The organism is Adlercreutzia aquisgranensis, from assembly GCF_943193145.1.
Classification (GTDB): domain Bacteria; phylum Actinomycetota; class Coriobacteriia; order Coriobacteriales; family Eggerthellaceae; genus Xiamenia; species Xiamenia aquisgranensis.
In genome coordinates, this window is record NZ_CALPDA010000010.1 from 35,289 (window position 1) to 53,114 (window position 17,826).

The following is a 17,826-nucleotide window of genomic DNA, read 5'->3' on the forward strand; positions in this document are numbered from 1 at the left end:
GCCGCCTGGTGGCCCTACCCCTACCGAGAGATAACGATTTGCAGAGCATGCAAGGAGCATCAATGAGCCAGTCCGCCGAATACTCATCCAACGACCTGCTGAACGCCATAGCCGCGGCAAGCCGCACGCTGGGGGAGCGCAAAGACGAGATCAACCGCCTGAACGTGTTCCCCGTTCCCGACGGAGACACCGGGACGAACATGTCGTTGACGCTGGAGTCGGTGGTGGGCAACCTGGCGAAGCTTCCCATCGGAGCCACGCCGGCCGATACCCGCAAGGCCATCACCAACGGTGCGCTCATGGGTGCCCGGGGCAACTCCGGCGTGATCACCTCCCAGATCCTGCGCGGCCTGTGCGAGGGCAGCGTCGGCTACGACGGGCTTTCCACCGAGGCCCTGGCCGCCGCCTTCGCGAAGTCGCAGGAGGTGGCGTTCCAGGCGGTCCGCAAGCCCGTGGAGGGCACCATCCTCACGGTGCTGCGCGACAGCGCCCAGGCAGCCAAGGCGGCTGCGAAGAAGAAGCTTTCCCTCGAAGAGGCGCTCCAGGAGATCGTGGGCGCGGCCTACGCCTCCGTGCAGCGCACCCCCGAGCTCCTGCCGGTACTGAAGGAGAACGGCGTGGTGGACGCCGGCGGCTTCGGCCTGGCCATCCTGTTCGACGCCTTCTCCGCGGCGCTGCTGGGCCGCGACGGGCAGCTGGCCGACGAGATGCTCATGGTGCGCGCCGGCGTGGCCCCCAAGGTGGAGATCGAGCAGATCAACGACTGGGAGGGCTCGGCCTACCGCTACTGCAACGAGTTTCTGGTCGACTCGGATACGCTGGACAAGGAGGAGGCCCTGCAGTTCCTGTCCACCATGGGCGACTGCGAGCTGTGCGTGGGCGAGGCGCCGAAGTTCAAGGTGCACGTGCACTCCAACACCCCCGACCAGGTGCTGAAGTACTTCCTGGAGCGCGGCCAGATCTCCGAGGTGTTCATCCACAACATGCAGCTGCAGAGCCAGGAGCGCACCGAGGCCATCGCCAAGGACCAGGAGCCCAAGGAGATCGGCTTCGTCGCCGTGGCGGCGGGCGAGGGCAACGCCAACATCCTGCGCAGCCTGGGCGTTGACGAGGTCGTCTCCGGCGGCCAGACCATGAACCCCTCCACGAAGGACCTGCTTGACGCTGTGGGGAAGGTCAATGCCCGCGCCGTGATCATCCTTCCCAACAACAAGAACATCATCATGGCCGCCAACAGCGCAGCCGAGATGGCGGATATCCCCTGCGCCGTGGTGCCCACCACCAGCGTGCCCGAGGCCTTCGCGGCCCTGTTCAACTTCGATGCGGCCGCAGGCCTCGACGAGAACGTCGAGGCCATGACCGAGGCCTACGAGGAGGTCCGCACCGGCGAGGTCACCTTCGCCATCAAGGATTCCAAGGACGCCCACGGCGGCCCCATCAAGGCCGGCGACGTCATCGGCATCGCCGACGGCTCCATCGAGGCCGTGGGCAGCTCGGTCGAGGACGTGGTCATGGGCGTGCTCGACGCGCTGGAGGCCGAAGACGCCGACATCCTCACCATTCTGGCCGGCATCGACTTCTCCGACGACGAGCTCGCCGCCCTGGCGGAGGCGATCGAGGAGCGCTTCGAGGACCTGGAGGTAGAGGCCAAGCGCGGCGACCAGCCGCTCTATCCCATCGTGCTCTCGGTTGAATAGTCTGCGGATGGATTCGGGGCGCCCCGACCGGATTTCGGCGACGCTGTGCCTTGATGCACCGGTTGCCGACGTGAGGGCGGTGAGCGCCTCGCGCGCGAAGGACCTGGCCGGTCTGGGCATCCGCACGGTGCGCGACCTGCTGACCCATTTCCCCCGGCGCTACATAGACCTTTCCCAGCGCTGCCAGGTGGCCTATGCTGCCATCGGGCAGCCATGCACCATCGAAGGTGTCATTCACAGCATCAAGCTGAAGCGGCCGCGGCCGAACCTGAAGCTGGTGGAGATCGCGCTCAAGGACGCCACGGGACTGCTGCAGATCACCTGCTTTCGTCAGCCATGGCTGATGGACCAGCTGAAGCCGGGCATGCGCGTGGCTGCGGCGGGCAAGGTGGAGTTCAGCTACGGCTTCAAGCGGATGACGAACCCGTACCTTGAGGCGGTCGAGGACGGCAAGGTGGCCGAGGCCATGATCATCTCCGTGCACCCGGCGACGGAGAGGCTTGGCGCCAAGCTGATCCGCACGCTGGTGGGAAACGCGCTGGAGCTGTGCGAGGGAGCGCTCGACCCGCTGCCCTTGGAGCTGCGGGCGAAGTACCGCCTGATGAGTCGCTACAGCGCCCTTCGGTCCATCCACTTCCCCCAGGGCGGCGACGATGTGGCCCAGGCCCGCCGCCGGCTGGTCTACGAGGAGGTGCTCCTGCTGGAGCTCATGCTCATGATGCAGTCGGCCAGGCGCAGCCAGGGCCGCAAGCCGGTGGCCCATCGCATAGGCGGACCCGTTGCGAAGGCCTATGCCGAGGCGATCCCCTTCCAGCTCACCGACGAGCAGATGCAGGCCAAAGACGACATCATGTCCCAGCTTGGCGCGGACAGGACGGCCAACCACATGCTGCTGGGCGACGTGGGCACCGGCAAGACGGTGGTTGCGGGCTTCGCGCTGGCCGTGGCGGCGGACAGTGGCGGGCAGGCGGCGTTTCTGGCCCCTACGGAGGTGCTGGCGCGCCAGCACGGGGCAAGTCTCGGCCCCCTGTTGGATGCGGCGGGCGTGAGCTGGGCGGTGCTCACCGGCTCGACTCCCGACGAGCAGCGGTGCGACATCCTGGAGCGCGCCGGCGACGGGCGGCTCTCGGTGCTGTTCGGCACCCACGCCATCCTGGAGGACGACGTGGCGTTCTCCAATCTGACCGTGGCCGTGGTGGACGAGCAGCAGCGCTTCGGGGTCGATCAGCGGGCTGCCCTGCTGTCCAAGGGCGAGGCGGTGGACGCGCTGTACCTGACCGCCACCCCCATCCCCCGCACCTTGGCCCTGGCGCTTTACGGCGACCTGACCCTTTCCTACATCAAGCACCGGCCCCACGACAGCGCCCGGCGCACCACCACGGTGCTGCCGAAGGAGCGTCAGGGGGTGGCCTTCGACGCGGCCAAGGAGGCATTGGCCCGCGGCGAGCAGGTGTTCGTGGTGTGCCCTCTCGTGGGCAAGGGCACCGAGGAGCGCGACGCGAAGAGCGCCAAGGGCAAGCAGCAGCGCTCCCAGGAGGACGAGCCGGGCTACACCTACGCCATCGTGAGCATAGAGTCCGATGCCGACCTCGCCGGCGACGACGTTGCCGCCGCCACGAAGGAGGCGCAGTTTTTGCAGCGCAGCGTGTTCGGCGACTGGAAGGTGGAGCTGCTCCACGGGCGCATGCGCCCTGCCGAGAAGCACGCCGCCATGGAGCGCTTTCGTACGGGCGAGTCCCAGGTGCTGGTGGCCACCACGGTGATCGAGGTGGGCGTGGACGTGCCTTCCGCCACGGTGATGATCGTGGAGGACGCCGACCGGTTCGGGCTCTCCCAGCTGCACCAGCTGAGGGGCCGCGTCGGGCGCGGCGAGCTGCCGGCGCAGGTGTTTCTGCTGTCGGCCTCCCAAAGCGACGCGGCCCTGTCGCGCTTGGCGGCCATGGAGAAGACCGACGACGGGTTCGAGCTTGCCAGCTACGATTTGTCCCTGCGCCGCGAAGGGGATATACTCGGCAACCGCCAGCATGGAGCCTCCCAGCTGAAGCTGGTGAACGTGGTGCGGGACGGCAAGATCATCGAGGCGGCCCACGCCGATGCCGAGGCGCTGCTGCAAGCCGATCCCGACCTGAGCATGCCCTGGCACCGGGCGCTCGCCCGGGAGGTGCGGCTTGCCTTCGACGCGGACCACGATATCGTCGGCGGCTGAGCTTCGCCGCCGGAAACGGAGGAAACGTGCGCATAATCGCAGGGGAGCTTCGGGGGCGGTCCATCACCGCGCCTCAGGGGATGGGAACGCGCCCCACCACCGACCGCGTGCGCGAATCGATCATGTCCATGGTCTACAGCGCCCGGGACGGCTTCGAGGGCGCGGCGGTGCTGGACGCCTTCGCCGGTTCGGGGGCTTTGGGGCTGGAGGCGATTTCGCGTGGGGCGGACAGGGCCGTGTTCTGCGACAGCGACGCTGGCGCCCTGCGAACGGTCCAGACCAACGTCAAGGCGTGCGGGCTAGGGGCCGAGCGGGCCCGGACCGTGAGCGGCGATACGCTGGCGTCGGTACCGCGCTTGGCGCGCTTCGGCCCGTTCGACCTCGTGTTCCTCGATCCGCCCTACGCATGCGATCCGGCGGATATTATGGGGATGGTGCAGCGGTTGGACCGGGAAGGCTGCCTGCTTCCCGATGCGCTGGTAGTGTATGAGCATGGCATTTCCGACGGCCGCAGCGCGCTTGCCGCAGCCGAAGCTGCGGGCTTTCGGGCGCGCAAGAGCAAGAAGTTCGGCGAGACCGCCGTCGATCTGCTCGTCCGCGAGTAAGGAGCGCTATGAAGCGAGCGTTGACGCCGGGGACCTTCGACCCCATCACGTCGGGGCATCTCGACATCATAACCAGGGCTGCGGCCCTGATGGACGAGGTGGTGGTGGCCGTCGCGTCCTCCGAGAAGAAGAAGCCCCTCTTCGACCTGGAAAAGCGCGTGGAGCTTGCCCGGCAGGCGACGTCCCATCTGCCCAACGTGCGCGTGGTGCCCTTCGACGGGCTGCTGGTTGACTTCGCGCGCCAGATCGACGCCGCCGTGGTGGTGAAGGGGCTGCGGGCCATCACCGACTTCGAGTACGAGTTCCAGATGACCGCCCTGAACTACCAGCTGGATCGGGAGCTCGAGACGCTCTTCATCATGTCCCCGCCGCAGCATATGTACCTGTCGAGCTCCATCGTCCGCGAGATCGCGAGCATGCATGGCGACGTGAGCCGGTTCGTGCCCCCCTGCGTGGACGAGGCGCTGAAGGCGGTGTTCGACGCCCGGTAGGCCGACCGCGGCTTCGGCCGGGCGCCAAGGCGGGGCATTTGTCGAGGAAGGATGGGGCCGATGCAAGTGTTGAGCAGGGAAGACCAGGAAGCTCGCGAGCACGGGATGCTGCAGGAGGACGCATCGTTCTCCGATTGCAGCGAGGGCCGCGACCGTTCGAGCCACGTCGATTTCCTACGCACCGATTACCAGCGCGACCGCGACAAGATCCTGCACTCGAAGTCGTTTCGGCGGCTTTCCCACAAGACTCAGGTGTTCCTGGCTTCCGAGGGCGACCACTACCGGACGCGCCTGACCCATACGCTGGAGGTGTCCCAGATTGCGCGCACCATCACGCGCGCCTTGGGCCTGAACGAGGATCTGACCGAGGCCATAGCCCTTGGGCACGACTTGGGACACACCCCCTTCGGGCATACGGGGGAGGACGCGCTCGCCGCCTGCCTTGCACGCCGCCGAGGCCTGGATCCGAGCAGCCCCGAAGGCCGCAGCCTCTACCGGCACAACCAGCAGAGCTTGCGGGTGGTGGAGCGCATCGAGAACGGGGGAGCCGGGCTCAACCTCACCTTCGAAGTGCGCGACGGCATAGTGAACCACACGGGAGATGGGCGCGCGGAAACCCTCGAGGGGCGCGTGGTGGCCATCGCCGACCGCATCGCCTACGTGAACCACGACATCGACGATGCCATCCGTGCCGGGGTTCTGGGGGAGTCCGACTTGCCGGCCAGCACCCATGCCGTGCTCGGCGGCGACCATTCCTCCCGCATCGAGACCTTGGTCTGCGACATGGTGCGCGAGTCGGCCCGCCAGGGCGACATCCGCATGAGCGGCGAGGTGTGGGGTGCCATGATGGAGCTGCGGACGTTCCTGTTCCGCAACGTCTACACGTCGGATGCGGTGAAATCCGAGGTCAACAAGGCGACGCATCTGATTTCCGAGCTGTTCGAGCACTTTGTCGAGCGTCCCGACGAGATTCCCGCGGAAAACCTCTCCATCGCCCAGGGCGACGTGCTGCTGGCGGCCACCGACTACATAGCGGGGATGACCGACCGCTTCGCCTCGGCCACCTACCAGCGCCTGTTCGTCCCGAAGGCGCTCCGCGTGTAGATGGGGTTCCCACGGTTGCCTGAGCGCTTCGCTTAGCTATAATGCTTGCTCTATGAGAAGCCTCCGAAACAGCCAAGGAACAGCCTCCGCTTCGGTGCGCTCTGCGCTCCAGGCGGCGGCTCCCATCATACTCGGGTACGTGGCCATTGGCATCCCCTGCGGCATCCTGTCGGATTCCATCGGGCTGAGCTGGCTGCAGGCGTTTCTGCTCTCGGTCCTGTTCTATTCGGGCGCCGGGCAGTTCATGTTCGCGAACATGTGGCTCGCCGGTTCCCCCATCGCCTCGATCGTGGCCAGCATCTCGCTGGTGAACACCCGGCAGATGCTGTACTCGGCGGCCTTCGCGCCGGCGTGCCGCGGGGTGGGAAAGGGCCTGTCGTTTCTGTTCGCTGCCACGGTGACCGATGAGAGCTACGGCGTGAACGTCCAGCGCTTCTCCGAAGGCGGCTGGTCGGTGGCCAAGGCCACGCTGGTGAACGTGTTCTCGATGTCGTCATGGGCGGTCTCCAACGCGGTGGGCGCCCTTGTGGGAAGCGCCATCGGCATACCGCTTGCCATCGCGTCGTTCGCCATGACGTCGATCTTCATCTGCCTTCTGGTAACCCAGCGCGCCACGGTCGAGAACATCGTGGCGGCGGGGGTGGCCGTGCTCGGCGTGTTTCTCTGCAAGTGCGCGGGCCTGACGGGGCCCGCCATTCTTGTCGGGGCGGTGGCCGGAGTGGTTGCGGCCATGGTCGCGTCGTGGGCGAGGAGGTAGCGCTGTGGTAGAGCCGGTCAGCTGGACGAGCTTCCTCATCGTGTTCGCGTGCTGCGCGGCCACCATGCTGCTGTGCCGCGTGGTGCCGCTGTTCGCCCTCAAGGGGCGCAACCTGCCCGAGGGGGTGGAGCGGGCGCTTGGCTTCATCCCGCCCGCCGCCTTCGCCGCGCTCGTGGCCAACGACCTGCTGACGCCGGGGATGTTCGATGCCGGCCTGTGGCCCGGGGCGGCGCCGCTCGTCGCCGCCGTCGCGGTGGCGCTTGTAGGCTTCAAGAGCAAGTCGCTTTTGTGGAGCGCACTGACGGGCGTGGCGGTGTACGGGTTGCTCATGCTTATTTAGTGGAGGAGGCGGATGCTTCGTCGGTTGCCCGCCACTTTTTCCTTGCATGGGCATCGTCCTTCGCGTACACTTGCGAATTGCGCCTAACGACGCCTAGTCCATACAGGACGCAGAGAAATTTGCTTTTTTAGATAGAGGAAGACGCAGGAACATGGATATCATTCGCGCCATCGAGCAGCAGCAGATCAAGCAGGACCTCCCCCAGTTCGAGGTTGGCGACAACGTGAAGGTTCACTACCGCATCACCGAGGGCAACCGCGAGCGTATCCAGGTTTTCCAGGGCGACGTGATTCGTCGCCAGGGCGCCTCGGTGCGCGAGACGTTCACCGTGCGCAAGATCAGCTTCTCGGTGGGCGTGGAGCGTACCTTCCCCGTGCATTCCCCCAAGATTGAGAAGATCGAGGTCGTGCGCAAGGGCGATGTGCGCCGCGCCAAGCTGTACTACCTGCGCAACAAGGTGGGCAAGGCCGCCAAGATCAAGGAGAAGTCCTTCCGCTAAGGCTTGCGGCAGCTTCTGTTCTCACAGGGCCCCTCTCTCGAGGGGCCCTTTTCGTTGGAGGAGGTTTCCCATGAATGCGTCGGGTCTGTCCGTCAAGGAGGTGCAGGCGCTTGTGGCGCAGGCTGCCGACGACGAGCTGCCGAAGCTGGCCCGCCAGCTGCGCGACGATGAGCGGGCCGGGGTTCGCCGTGCGCTCGCGACGGCCCTTCGCCAGGCGGCCAAGCGCCAGCAGGAGGCGGAGCGCCTGGAGGGGATGTACGCTTTCGAGGAGGGCCTTGCCTCTGCGTGCGGAGCGTCTGTGCTGGTGGGGCTAGATGAAGTGGGAAGGGGTCCTTTGGCCGGCCCCTTGGCCGTGGGCGCGGTGGTGCTGCCGCGGCATCCGCGCATAGCTCGCCTCAATGACTCCAAGCAGGTGGCTCCGGCGGTGCGCGAGGAGCTGGCGCAGCAGATAAAGGAAGAGGCTGCCGCCTGGGCGGTGGCCTACGTGGAGCCAGCGGAGATAGATGCTGTGGGTATGACTGCAAGCCTGCGCAAGGCCTTCCGCGCGGCTTTGGCGGCGGTGGAGGAGCAGGCGGCCGGTATAGGACTGGTGCTGGTGGACGGCAACCCCCTGGGAATCGATTCCCGGGAGCGCAACGTCGTGAAAGGCGACGGCAAGTGCGCCAGCATCGCCGCGGCCTCCATCGTGGCGAAAGTGGAGCGCGACAGGCTCATGGAGCGCTACGACGAGCTGTACCCCGAGTACGGCTTCGCGTCGAACAAGGGCTACGGCAGCGCGGCTCATGAGCAGGCTATACGCGATTTCGGCCTGTCCCCGGTGCATCGGGCGTCCTTCTGCTCGAGGATTCTGCAGCTCACCTTGTTCGGATAGCCGTCTTCGGCCGGGTGCCGTTTCGGAAGGTGGCCTCCGATGCCGCATGGCTTTCGTGGGAGCGCTTGCTTGATTCCGCAAGATTTCGGATAGAACCGGTGAACGCGCGCGCAAGACCCATCGTCGGATGGTGCGACGGCCTCGCATGACCCGGTTCCCTTGCGCTGCGGTGCTCTGGAGCGTTTCGCGTGCCGCCAGCGGGCCTTCCGTGTCATCGTTTCGCCTCAACGGGGCATCTAGACTGACGTCATCTCGACCAACGGAAAGGGGTGGCGCTATGAGGGAGGCGTTGCAAGAGAGGGAATCGGCGGATTTGACCGAACGCTGCGACTGCGTTTCGGGGCTCGTCGTCGATGGGTGCGGATTCGCGGACGGCGGGCCGCGAATCGAGGGCGCCTTCGGTTCGGAAGGCGAGCCTATGTGGGGAGAGGACGGGGGGTGGGCGCCGCACGAGCCGGCTCCGAGGGCCGCTGCGAAGCGCAAGCGCAAGCGCAAGTCGGAAGCGCTCGACGTGGGGCGGGAAGGGGAGTTCGTGGCCGCGTGCTTTCTGACGCGTCGCGGCTACGACATCATCCATCGCAACTGGAAGTGCAAGGCCGGCGAGGCGGACATCATAGCCCGCGACAACGAGACGCTTGTGTTCGTGGAGGTGAAGAGTCGCCGCGACTGCGACAAGGGCATGCCTGCGGAGGCGGTGACCCGCGAGAAGCGGGAGCGTTACGAGCGCATAGCCGCAAGCTATCTGGCCGTAACCGACGTGCTCGACGTGCGAGTGCGGTTCGACATCGTGAGCATTCTGATCATACCGCCTGACCGCGCCCTGGTGCGTCACAATATTGACGCCTTCGGCCGGGACGTGTTCTGATGGACGCCATGGCGCAGATCGACCGGGAGAGCGGGTGCGTGCACTTCATCGAGGCAGGAGCCGAGGCGGCCTCGCTTGCCTGCCAGGCCGGCGCGAGCGCCACCCGTCTCGGCCGGTGCCAGGTGCATGCGGCAACGTTGCGCGGGGTGGAGGCCGTGCCCGTGGACGTGGAGGTTTCCATCACCACGGGCATTCCCGGGTTCTCCATCGTGGGCATGGCCGACGCCTCAGTCCAGGAATCCCGCGAGCGGGTGAAGTCCGCCTTGAAGGCATGCGGGTTCTCGATGCCCGGCTCGCGCATCGTCGTGAACCTGGCGCCCAGTTCGCTGCGCAAGACCGGCGCGGGTTTCGACCTGCCCATCGCGGCGGGCATCCTGGTGGCCAGCGGTCAGGTGCGCCCCGAGGTCCTGCGGGGGAAGCTCTTCGTGGGGGAGCTGTCGCTGGAGGGGTTCGTGCGACCGGTGGCCGGCTTGCTCGCCTATGCGCTGTGCGCGCGCAAGCGGGAGCTTGGGCTGGCGAGCGCCCCCTCAGGCGAGGTAAGGGCTATCGAGGGGGTCGAATGGGCGGCGGTGGACACCTTGGGCGATTTCAGGGCGGGACGTTTCCGTCGACTTGAAGCGGCGCGGCCGCCAGCGGCGTCGTCGTCGGTTGATTTCCGCGATATCGAAGGGCACGATGCGGCGAAGCGGGCGCTGCAGATAGCGGCGGCGGGCAACCACGGCATCCTTATGATGGGTCCTCCCGGATCGGGGAAGACCATGCTCGCCTCGCGGCTCCCCACGATCTTGCCGCCCCTGACCCAGGCGGAGGCGCTCGAGAGCGCCGTCGTGCACTCGGTGGCCGGTGAGGACGTCGATCCGATCCTGGCCGGGATACGCCCCTTCCGCAAGCCCCACCATTCCGCATCGCTGCCGGGCCTGGTGGGGGGAGGGTCGCCCCCGCGGCCGGGGGAGATATCGCTTGCCCATAACGGGGTGCTGTTCCTAGACGAGCTTCCAGAGTTCCAGCCCTCTGTGCTGCAGGGCATTCGCCAGCCGCTGGAGTCGGGGCGCATGGTGGTGACGCGGGCCGACGGCAGCATCGAGTTCCCCGCCCGGTTCATGCTGGTTGCTGCAGCGAACCCGTGCCCGTGCGGCTTCTTCGGCGACGAGGAACGGCCGTGTCGCTGCACGGTGCCCCAGATCCGCAAGTACCAAGGGCGCATAGGCGGCCCGGTCCTCGACCGCATCGACCTACATGTGGACGTCAGGCGCATTCCCGCCGCAAGCGTGCTGGCGACGGGCAGCGGGACCGACTCGGCGACGCTTCGCGAAGGGGTGCTGCGCGCCCGGGAGTTTGCAGCGTGGCGCGCGTCGGCCGGGGCGGTCCGCACACCGCAGGAGGTGGTGGCTTCGTGCCGCCTCGGTCAGGAGGAGGAGCGCTTCCTGACCGAGGCCGCCTCCCGGCTTTCCATGAGCGGCAGGGCGCTTATCCGCACGGCGGCGCTGGCGAGGACCATTGCGGATATGGAGGAGCGCGAGGCGGTGGATCGGGCGCACTTGAGCGAGGCTTTGGGGTTTCGGGTGAGAGGGGAAGTGCTATGAGCGTCGAGCAGGATTTCGTGATGGGACCGCGAACGGTGGTGGAGCGCGACTGCCCGTGGTTTCCCGAGTCGCTGAAGCAGGTGCCGAAGCCGCCCCGCGTGCTCTATGTGCTGGGCGATCCTTCGGCGCTGCGGGAGGGGCTTGCCGTAGTGGGAGCTCGCAAGGCGACGCCCTACGGCACCGGATGCGCCCGCAGGTTCGCCGCCATCGCTGCCCGCAAGGGGGTGTCGATCCTTTCGGGGGGAGCGCGGGGCTGCGATGCGGCCGCCCATGAGGCCGCCCTGGCGGAGGGCGGCGTGACGGTAGCGTTTCTGGGAGGCGGCTGCGATAGGCTCTACCCGCCCGAGCACAAGGACCTGTTCCAGCGCATCGTGGACGGGGGAGGGGCGCTCGTGTCCGAGTATCCGTGGGCCATGCCGCCGTTGCCCTACATGTTTCGGGAGCGCAATCGGCTTATCGCGGGGCTTGCGAAGGCGACGCTCATAGTGGAGGCTGGGTTGCCTTCCGGGACGTTTTCCACGGCCGACGAGGCGCTTTCGGCCAACCGCGACGTCTGGGCGGTACCCGGAGCCATCACCGCACGGACCAGCAGCGGGGCCAACCGGCTCATACGGCAGGGTGCGGTGCCCATCGTGGACGACGATTCCTTCGAGGACGAGCTGATGGCGACCTTCGGATGCCTCAAGACGCCGCCGCAGCGGGCGCCAGGCGGCGGTACTCCGTCCGGCTTCCTGTCCGAGGAGGGCCGCCGACTTGTCGCGCTTGTCCAGGGCCAGCCTATGGGCTTGGATGCGCTGCTGGACCGCGGAGCGCGGCTATGCCCCGAAGGCGATGCGCGGGCGTGGGTGTTCTCGCAGCTTGCCCAAGCCGAGCTCGCAGGCGTCATCAGGCGCTTCCCCGACGGAACCTACGGCCCGGACGGGCAGGCCGCCTAGCGGCAAGGCGGCAACGGCGACAAGGGGACGTCCGTTTGCGGCGCGTGGCAGGGGCGCGACGGGGGCGTCCTCTTGGCATGTTTTGGCGTGGTGCCTGCGGCTCGGCCGTTCGGGCGCGTCATGGCGAGCGGGCCGCCCTATTGTGATGCTTGCGTTGAAAGGGCGCCGCTGATTAGCACTCTCGGCTATCGGCTGCTAAAATGGCCGTTCGAGCGTAGTGCGAACCGATACCTGCAACGCGATTGAGAGGAGGGCGCGCCAATGCTTTCGGACCGGCGGCAGAGAGTTCTTGCGGCTCTTATCGAGGAGTACGTCGCCCGCGCTCTTCCCGTGGGCTCTCGCACGCTGACCGAGCGCTACCAGCTGGGCGTGAGTCCCGCGACGGTCCGCAACGAGCTGTCGGTGCTCGAAGACGGCGGCTACATCGTGCAGCCCCATACCTCCGCCGGGCGCGTGCCGACCGATGCGGGGTACCGGGCGTTCGTGGACGGCTTGCTGGCCGAGCAGGCCGACGGCTCCCAGGACGAGCGCTGCCGCCTTGTCGCCGAGGAGCTGCGCCGAAGCGCCGGAGAGCTTGACGAGCTGATCGACCAGACCTCGTCGGCCCTCATGCGCCTGACCGACTGCTTGTCGGTGGTGCTGGCGCCCTCGGTGCAGCGCATGCGCATCAAGCAGCTGTCGCTGGTGTCGCTTTCGCCCCGTCAGGCCATCATCGTGGTGGTGACGGAAGAGGGTCGCGTGGCGAACCGCCATATCGAGTTCGCCGAGGACGTGGATCCGGAAAGCCTCGCCGAGGTGCAGCGCTTGCTCGGCGATGTGTTCGGCGGCCGCTCGTCCGAGGAGATAGAGCACGGGCTGTCCCGCAGCATGGCCGAGGCTTTCCGCGACCCGCTCGTGCGCGCGGTCATGGACGAGGTCATGCTGTGCTTGCAGGAGAGCCGCATAAGCCGAGCGCACCACAGCGGCCTTTCGGCCCTGATGGTGCAGCCGGAGTTCAGCCACACCGATGCGCTTCTGCCGGTGATGCAAGTGCTCGAGGACGAGACGGTGCTGCTGCACATCCTGGACGACGCCGTATCCTGCGCTGCGGGGGTGCCGAGCGTTCGCATCGGCCGCGAGAACGGCAATGCGGGGCTTTCCGGCGTCTCCGTGGTGGCGAGCCGTTACGGAAAGGGGCCCTCGGCGGGAGTGGTTGCCGTCATCGGGCCTACGCGGATGGATTACTCCCGAACCATAAGCGCGGTGCGCATGGCCGCCGACGCGCTCGACGAGGCGTAGGGCGCAGGTTCGGACGGGGCACGCTCTTCGGGATGGGCCCGAAACTGTTGGGAAGAAGGGAACAGGCTGGTCATGGCGAGAGATCTGTACGAGGTGCTGGGGGTCGAGCGCACCGCGACCGAGGACGAGATCAAGAAGGCGTTCCGGCGTCGTGCGCGGGAGCTGCATCCCGACGTGAACAAGGCCGAGGACGCCGAGGACAAGTTCAAAGAGCTCAACGAGGCCTACGACGTTCTCTCCGACCCCAAGAAGCGCAGCGCCTACGATCGCTTCGGTACCGTGCCGGGTGCTTCCTCCGGCCCCGGCGGCTACGGCGGGGGCTACGTGGACTTCGACGACCTGTTCGGCGGCGGTTTCGGCATGGGCGATTTGTTCAGCTCGTTCTTCGGGGGCTCGGCGAGCGCAGCCCGCGCCCAGCAGCGCCGCGAAGGGCGCGACATGGCGGTGGGCCTGCGGCTGACCCTGGAGGAAGTGGCCGCCGGCGTGAACAAGGAGATCGTCTACGACCGGCTGGCCCCGTGCCCCGATTGCGGCGGCAGCGGCGTGGCCGAGGGCGGCAGCGAGGTGACCTGCCCGGACTGCAACGGAACGGGTCGCGTGGTCACGGTGCAGCGAACCTTCCTGGGTGACATGCAGACGGCGGTTCCCTGCCAGAAGTGCGGCGGCACCGGGCGCACCATCGACAACCCTTGCCCCGAGTGCGAGGGCCAAGGGCGCGTCCCCGACCGTCAGCGGGTGACGGTGGAGGTGCCTGCGGGCATCCGCGACGGCCAGCAGCTGCGGCTTTCGGGCTTCGGCGAGGCCGGGCTGCGCGGCAGCAGGGCGGGCGACCTCATAGTCACGTGCCGCATCCAGCCCAACGAGTACTTCGAGCGCGACGGCGACAACCTGCACGCGCGGGCGAACGTGTCCATGACCCAGGCTGCCTTGGGCGCGGAGATCGAGCTCGACGGCATCATGGAGGACGAGAAGGTGGTCGTGCGCATTCCCGAAGGGTGCCAGAACGAGCAGGTGGTCCGCGTCAAGGGGTTCGGCATGCCGCGCTTCAGGAGCGACGCCCGCGGGGACATGTACGTGCACGTCAACGTCGTCATCCCCAAGAAGCTTTCGAAGAGACAGCGCGAGCTTCTGGAGCACTTCGCCGAGGAGATGGGCGAAGAGGTCGACCAGCCGCGCGGCGCCTGGCAGAAGCTCAAGGACATTTTCGAGTAGCCATGGCCCTTCCGCAGTTCTTCCTGGAAAACCAAGTGCTCGACGCGGAGGAATCCCCGGTGTTCCCGCTGCGCCTGAGCGACGACGACCTGCACCATGCCCGCGTCCTGCGCCTGGAGCGGGGACAGCATGTGGCCGTGGTCGACGCCGCAAGCGACTACTTCGAATGCGAGGTCGCCTCTTTCGACGCCGACGGGCTTCTGGTCTCCATCTCGCTGCGCGGGGACGTTGGCGAGGACGGCCCGAGCGTGATGCTGGTGCAGGGGCTTGCCAAAGGCGACAAGATGGACACGGTGGTGCGCCACGGCACCGAGGTGGGCGTGGACGTGTTCGTGCCCCTTGCCTGCGAGCGGTCCGTGGTGAAGCTGGACGCGAAGAAGGCTGCGGCCCGGGCCGAGCGCTGGCGCTCCATCGCCCGTTCGGCCGCCATGCAGTCGGGCAGGCGCCACGTGCCGGAGGTGTCCGAGCCCGTAGGCCTTGACGGGGCATGCGAGCTTTTGCGCAACGCCACCGCCGTCATCGTGTGCTACGAGGAGGCGGACGGCTCCCAGAGCATCACGCGGGCGCTTTCCTCGGCGCTGACCAAGCTGCGCATGCCGGCGGAGGACGCGCGGGTGGCCGTGGTGGTGGGTCCGGAAGGAGGGCTCACAAGCCGCGAGGTGCAGTGTCTGTTGGACTGCAATCCCAGGGCGTACTCCTGCACGCTGGGGCCTTCCATCCTGCGCACCGAAACCGCCGGCGTCGTCGCCCCGGCCCTGGTGCTGCACGATCTGCGCAATCTCTCCGGGGGCCTTTCGTGAGGTATGCGGTAGTCAATTTGGGCTGCAAGGTGAACCGGGTGGAGTCCGACTCCTTCGAACGGGCGCTTTCGGCCGCAGGCGCCGTCCCCGGGTCGTTGGAGGCGGCGGACCTGGTGGTGGTGAACACCTGCGCAGTGACGGCCGAGGCGGAGAAGAAGACCCGCAAAACCGTGCGCCGGGCGGTGCGCGCCTCAAAGGGCGCGGTGCTGGTGACCGGCTGCTCCGCGGTGCTTCACGAGGACGTGTACCGGGCTATGGGGCAGCGCGTGTCCGTGGTGGCGAAGGGACAGGTTGAAGCCGAGGTCTCCCGCATCGCGCGCGAGCTGGCCGAAGCCAGCCGCGACGTGGGCGACGTCGTCTCCGACGGCGCCTTCGCCGAGAAGCCTGCTCCCCAGGTGGCGGGCGACTTCGCGCAGCGGGCGCGGGTGGGGGTGAAGGTGCAGGACGGCTGCGACAACGCCTGCTCCTACTGCGTCATCCATGTGGCCCGCGGGCCGGCCTGCAGCGTGCCGGCGGATACGGTAGAAGCCGATTGCCGCCGCCTGATGGAAGCGGGGGTGCGCGAGATCGTGCTCACGGGCATCAACCTGGGCACCTACCGGCAGCAGTCGGAATCCGGCGCGCTTGGCCTGCACGATTTGCTGGAGAGGCTCCTGGCCCTGGCCGACGCGCTGCCTGTGCCCGAGGACGGCGCCCCGGCGTGCAGGTTTCGGCTCTCAAGCATAGAGCCGGGCGACCTGTCGGATGCACTGGTGGCGCTCGTGGCCCGCCAGGACGGCCGCATCTGCCGCCATCTGCACCTTCCGCTGCAGGCCGGCTCGTCGAAGGTGCTGGCGGAGATGAACCGTTCCTACACCGCCGAGGAGTACCTGCAGGTGGTGCGCTCCACTCGCGAGGCCGTTCCGCAGTTATCGCTTACCACCGACATCATCGTTGGTTTTCCGGGCGAGACCGAGACCGACTTCCAGCAGACGATGGACCTCGCCCGCGCCTGCCGCTTCTCGCGCATCCACGTGTTCCCCTACTCGCGGCGGGAAGGGACCCCGGCGGCGGAGCGGGCCGACCAGGTGGACGAGGCCGTGAAGGCCGATCGCGCCCGCCGCCTGCGCGCCCTGGCCGCCGAGCTGTCGGCTGCCGACCGTGCCGAGCGCGCGGGCGCGCGGGAATGGGCCCTTGTTGAGGTGCCCGGCGAGGCCATGACCGAGAGCTATCACGGAGTTTCTGCGCCCGAAGGGTCCCAGGTTGGCCAACTGGTGCGGGTAACCTTATAATCGACGGCAACGCAAGACGATCGAGACGTCAGAGAGCAGGTTCGGCAATATCATGAAAAACGTGCTGGTCACCGGCGGCGCCGGCTTCATCGGGTCCAACTTCGTCCACGTGGCCTTGGAGCGCACCGATTGGAACATCGTCAACCTCGACGCGCTCACCTATGCCGGCAACCTGGAGAACCTGTCTGACGTCGCAGACAACCCCCGCTACCGATTCGTGAAGGGCGACATCTGCGACCGAGCCCTGGTGGAATCCCTCTTCGCCGATTACGACATCGACGGCGTGGTGCACTTCGCCGCCGAGTCCCATGTGGATCGCTCCATCGAGGACCCCGACGTGTTCCTGAACACCAACGTCCACGGCACCCAGGTGCTGCTGGATGCGGCTCTTCATGCGTGGCGCGACGAGCCCGACAACAAGCACTGCCGAAGCTTCCGGCCCGGCGCCAAGTTCGTGCACGTGTCCACCGACGAGGTCTACGGTACCCTCACGCCGGACGCCCCGCGCTTCACCGAGCAGAACCCCCTGGCGCCCAACAGCCCGTACTCCGCCAGCAAGGCCTCGAGCGATCTGTACGTGCGTGCCTACCGCGAGACCTTCGGGCTTCCGGTGAACATCACCCGCTGTTCGAACAACTACGGGCCCTACCAGTTCCCCGAAAAGCTCATTCCGCTCATGATCAACAACACGCTGGCCGACAAGGACCTGCCCGTCTACGGCGACGGCATGCAGATCCGCGACTGGCTGTACGTGGAAGACCACTGCACCGGCATCCTGGCCGTGGCCGAGCGCGGCTTCGAGGGGCAGGTGTACAACATCGGCGGCAACAACGAGAAGGCCAACATCCAGATCGTGCGTATCATCCTGGAGGCCCTGGGCAAGCCCGAGAGCCTGATCAAGCACGTGACCGACCGCCCCGGCCACGACCGTCGCTACGCTATCGACAACTCCAAGATCACAAGCGAGTTGGGCTGGGCCCCGGAGCACGCCTTCGAGGAAGGCATCCAGAAGACCATCCAGTGGTACCTGGATCATCCGGAATGGGTCGAGAGCGTCACCTCCGGCGCCTACCGCGACTACTACGAGAAGATGTATCGGGGGTAAGAAAGATCCTCGCGCCGTTTCGGTAGGCCGATTGAATTTCGAACCTCAAGCGTTGGGCATAATCCTGCCGCGTTGCCGTTGCCTTCTCTGCAGGTCCATCAAGTAACAGAATTCCTACGGTTCGGGAATCGCCGTTGTCTTCCTGTCGCTTTCTTCGAAAGAATGCTTCAATCGAAGATAAGCTGCGGACTCAGCTTTGTATTGCTT

Annotated in this window: 17 protein-coding genes; all 17 read left to right on the forward strand. The window is 67.0% G+C overall.

Features of this window, described 5'->3' with window-relative positions:
• Positions 1 to 62: 62 nt before the first annotated feature.
• Entirely contained in the window at positions 63 to 1,697 is a 1,635-nt protein-coding gene (locus NFR41_RS07265; protein ID WP_251231313.1) for a DAK2 domain-containing protein, read from the forward strand.
• A gap of 7 nt (positions 1,698 to 1,704) precedes the next feature.
• Positions 1,705 to 3,903: an ATP-dependent DNA helicase RecG gene (locus NFR41_RS07270; RefSeq protein WP_251231314.1), complete on the forward strand. Its 2,199-nt coding sequence runs from the start codon at positions 1,705 to 1,707 to the stop codon at positions 3,901 to 3,903.
• A gap of 26 nt (positions 3,904 to 3,929) precedes the next feature.
• A complete protein-coding gene (gene rsmD / locus NFR41_RS07275) occupies positions 3,930 to 4,508 on the forward strand; it encodes a 16S rRNA (guanine(966)-N(2))-methyltransferase RsmD (RefSeq protein ID WP_251231315.1) in 579 nt (192 codons plus the stop codon).
• A gap of 8 nt (positions 4,509 to 4,516) precedes the next feature.
• Positions 4,517 to 4,999, forward strand: coding sequence for a pantetheine-phosphate adenylyltransferase (gene coaD / locus NFR41_RS07280; RefSeq protein WP_160212338.1), 483 nt, complete (start codon positions 4,517 to 4,519; stop codon positions 4,997 to 4,999).
• 60 nt (positions 5,000 to 5,059) lie between these two features.
• The gene (locus NFR41_RS07285) at positions 5,060 to 6,103 is read left to right on the forward strand and encodes a deoxyguanosinetriphosphate triphosphohydrolase (RefSeq protein ID WP_160212339.1); all 1,044 of its coding nucleotides are present in this window, start codon (positions 5,060 to 5,062) and stop codon (positions 6,101 to 6,103) included.
• A gap of 94 nt (positions 6,104 to 6,197) precedes the next feature.
• The gene (locus NFR41_RS07290; RefSeq protein WP_432762699.1) at positions 6,198 to 6,860 is read left to right on the forward strand and encodes an AzlC family ABC transporter permease; all 663 of its coding nucleotides are present in this window, start codon (positions 6,198 to 6,200) and stop codon (positions 6,858 to 6,860) included.
• 4 nt (positions 6,861 to 6,864) lie between these two features.
• Positions 6,865 to 7,200 (forward strand): AzlD domain-containing protein, encoded by a 336-nt coding sequence (locus NFR41_RS07295; RefSeq protein ID WP_285833862.1) that lies wholly within the window; start codon positions 6,865 to 6,867, stop codon positions 7,198 to 7,200.
• A 151-nt stretch (positions 7,201 to 7,351) separates the two neighbouring features.
• Positions 7,352 to 7,699, forward strand: coding sequence for a 50S ribosomal protein L19 (gene rplS / locus NFR41_RS07300; protein WP_160212340.1), 348 nt, complete (start codon positions 7,352 to 7,354; stop codon positions 7,697 to 7,699).
• Between the two features lie 70 nt (positions 7,700 to 7,769).
• Positions 7,770 to 8,570, forward strand: coding sequence for a ribonuclease HII (gene rnhB / locus NFR41_RS07305; RefSeq protein ID WP_251231317.1), 801 nt, complete (start codon positions 7,770 to 7,772; stop codon positions 8,568 to 8,570).
• 277 nt (positions 8,571 to 8,847) lie between these two features.
• Positions 8,848 to 9,435, forward strand: a complete 588-nt coding sequence (locus NFR41_RS07310) for a YraN family protein (protein WP_251231318.1) — start codon at positions 8,848 to 8,850, stop codon at positions 9,433 to 9,435.
• An 8-nt stretch (positions 9,436 to 9,443) separates the two neighbouring features.
• Positions 9,444 to 11,018 carry a YifB family Mg chelatase-like AAA ATPase gene (locus NFR41_RS07315; protein ID WP_251231319.1) on the forward strand — a complete coding sequence of 525 codons (1,575 nt, stop codon included), beginning with the start codon at positions 9,444 to 9,446 and terminating at the stop codon, positions 11,016 to 11,018.
• Positions 11,015 to 11,953, forward strand: a complete 939-nt coding sequence (dprA, locus tag NFR41_RS07320; RefSeq protein WP_251231320.1) for a DNA-processing protein DprA — start codon at positions 11,015 to 11,017, stop codon at positions 11,951 to 11,953. The genes NFR41_RS07315 and dprA overlap by 4 nt, the downstream gene beginning before the upstream one ends.
• Before the next feature lie 261 nt (positions 11,954 to 12,214).
• Positions 12,215 to 13,231 (forward strand): heat-inducible transcriptional repressor HrcA, encoded by a 1,017-nt coding sequence (hrcA, locus tag NFR41_RS07325; protein WP_160212343.1) that lies wholly within the window; start codon positions 12,215 to 12,217, stop codon positions 13,229 to 13,231.
• Positions 13,232 to 13,303: 72 nt separating this feature from the next.
• Entirely contained in the window at positions 13,304 to 14,443 is a 1,140-nt protein-coding gene (dnaJ, locus tag NFR41_RS07330) for a molecular chaperone DnaJ (RefSeq protein ID WP_251231321.1), read from the forward strand.
• 2 nt (positions 14,444 to 14,445) lie between these two features.
• Positions 14,446 to 15,243, forward strand: coding sequence for an RsmE family RNA methyltransferase (locus NFR41_RS07335; protein WP_251231322.1), 798 nt, complete (start codon positions 14,446 to 14,448; stop codon positions 15,241 to 15,243).
• A complete protein-coding gene (locus NFR41_RS07340; protein WP_251231323.1) occupies positions 15,240 to 16,514 on the forward strand; it encodes a MiaB/RimO family radical SAM methylthiotransferase in 1,275 nt (424 codons plus the stop codon). Before NFR41_RS07335 ends, NFR41_RS07340 begins: the two co-directional genes overlap by 4 nt.
• Before the next feature lie 52 nt (positions 16,515 to 16,566).
• Positions 16,567 to 17,619, forward strand: a complete 1,053-nt coding sequence (gene rfbB / locus NFR41_RS07345) for a dTDP-glucose 4,6-dehydratase (RefSeq protein WP_251231324.1) — start codon at positions 16,567 to 16,569, stop codon at positions 17,617 to 17,619.
• Positions 17,620 to 17,826: the final 207 nt, after the last annotated feature.

Coding starts and splice junctions, on each gene's coding strand:
- NFR41_RS07285 (WP_160212339.1), top strand. CDS start 5,060: ATGCAAGTGTTGAGCAGGGAAGACCAGGAAGCTCGCGAGCACGGGATG.
- hrcA (WP_160212343.1), top strand. CDS start 12,215: ATGCTTTCGGACCGGCGGCAGAGAGTTCTTGCGGCTCTTATCGAGGAG.
- rfbB (WP_251231324.1), top strand. CDS start 16,567: ATGAAAAACGTGCTGGTCACCGGCGGCGCCGGCTTCATCGGGTCCAAC.
- NFR41_RS07315 (WP_251231319.1), top strand. CDS start 9,444: ATGGCGCAGATCGACCGGGAGAGCGGGTGCGTGCACTTCATCGAGGCA.
- NFR41_RS07335 (WP_251231322.1), top strand. CDS start 14,446: ATGGCCCTTCCGCAGTTCTTCCTGGAAAACCAAGTGCTCGACGCGGAG.
- NFR41_RS07310 (WP_251231318.1), top strand. CDS start 8,848: ATGAGGGAGGCGTTGCAAGAGAGGGAATCGGCGGATTTGACCGAACGC.
- dnaJ (WP_251231321.1), top strand. CDS start 13,304: ATGGCGAGAGATCTGTACGAGGTGCTGGGGGTCGAGCGCACCGCGACC.
- coaD (WP_160212338.1), top strand. CDS start 4,517: ATGAAGCGAGCGTTGACGCCGGGGACCTTCGACCCCATCACGTCGGGG.
- rplS (WP_160212340.1), top strand. CDS start 7,352: ATGGATATCATTCGCGCCATCGAGCAGCAGCAGATCAAGCAGGACCTC.
- rnhB (WP_251231317.1), top strand. CDS start 7,770: ATGAATGCGTCGGGTCTGTCCGTCAAGGAGGTGCAGGCGCTTGTGGCG.
- dprA (WP_251231320.1), top strand. CDS start 11,015: ATGAGCGTCGAGCAGGATTTCGTGATGGGACCGCGAACGGTGGTGGAG.
- NFR41_RS07265 (WP_251231313.1), top strand. CDS start 63: ATGAGCCAGTCCGCCGAATACTCATCCAACGACCTGCTGAACGCCATA.
- NFR41_RS07270 (WP_251231314.1), top strand. CDS start 1,705: ATGGATTCGGGGCGCCCCGACCGGATTTCGGCGACGCTGTGCCTTGAT.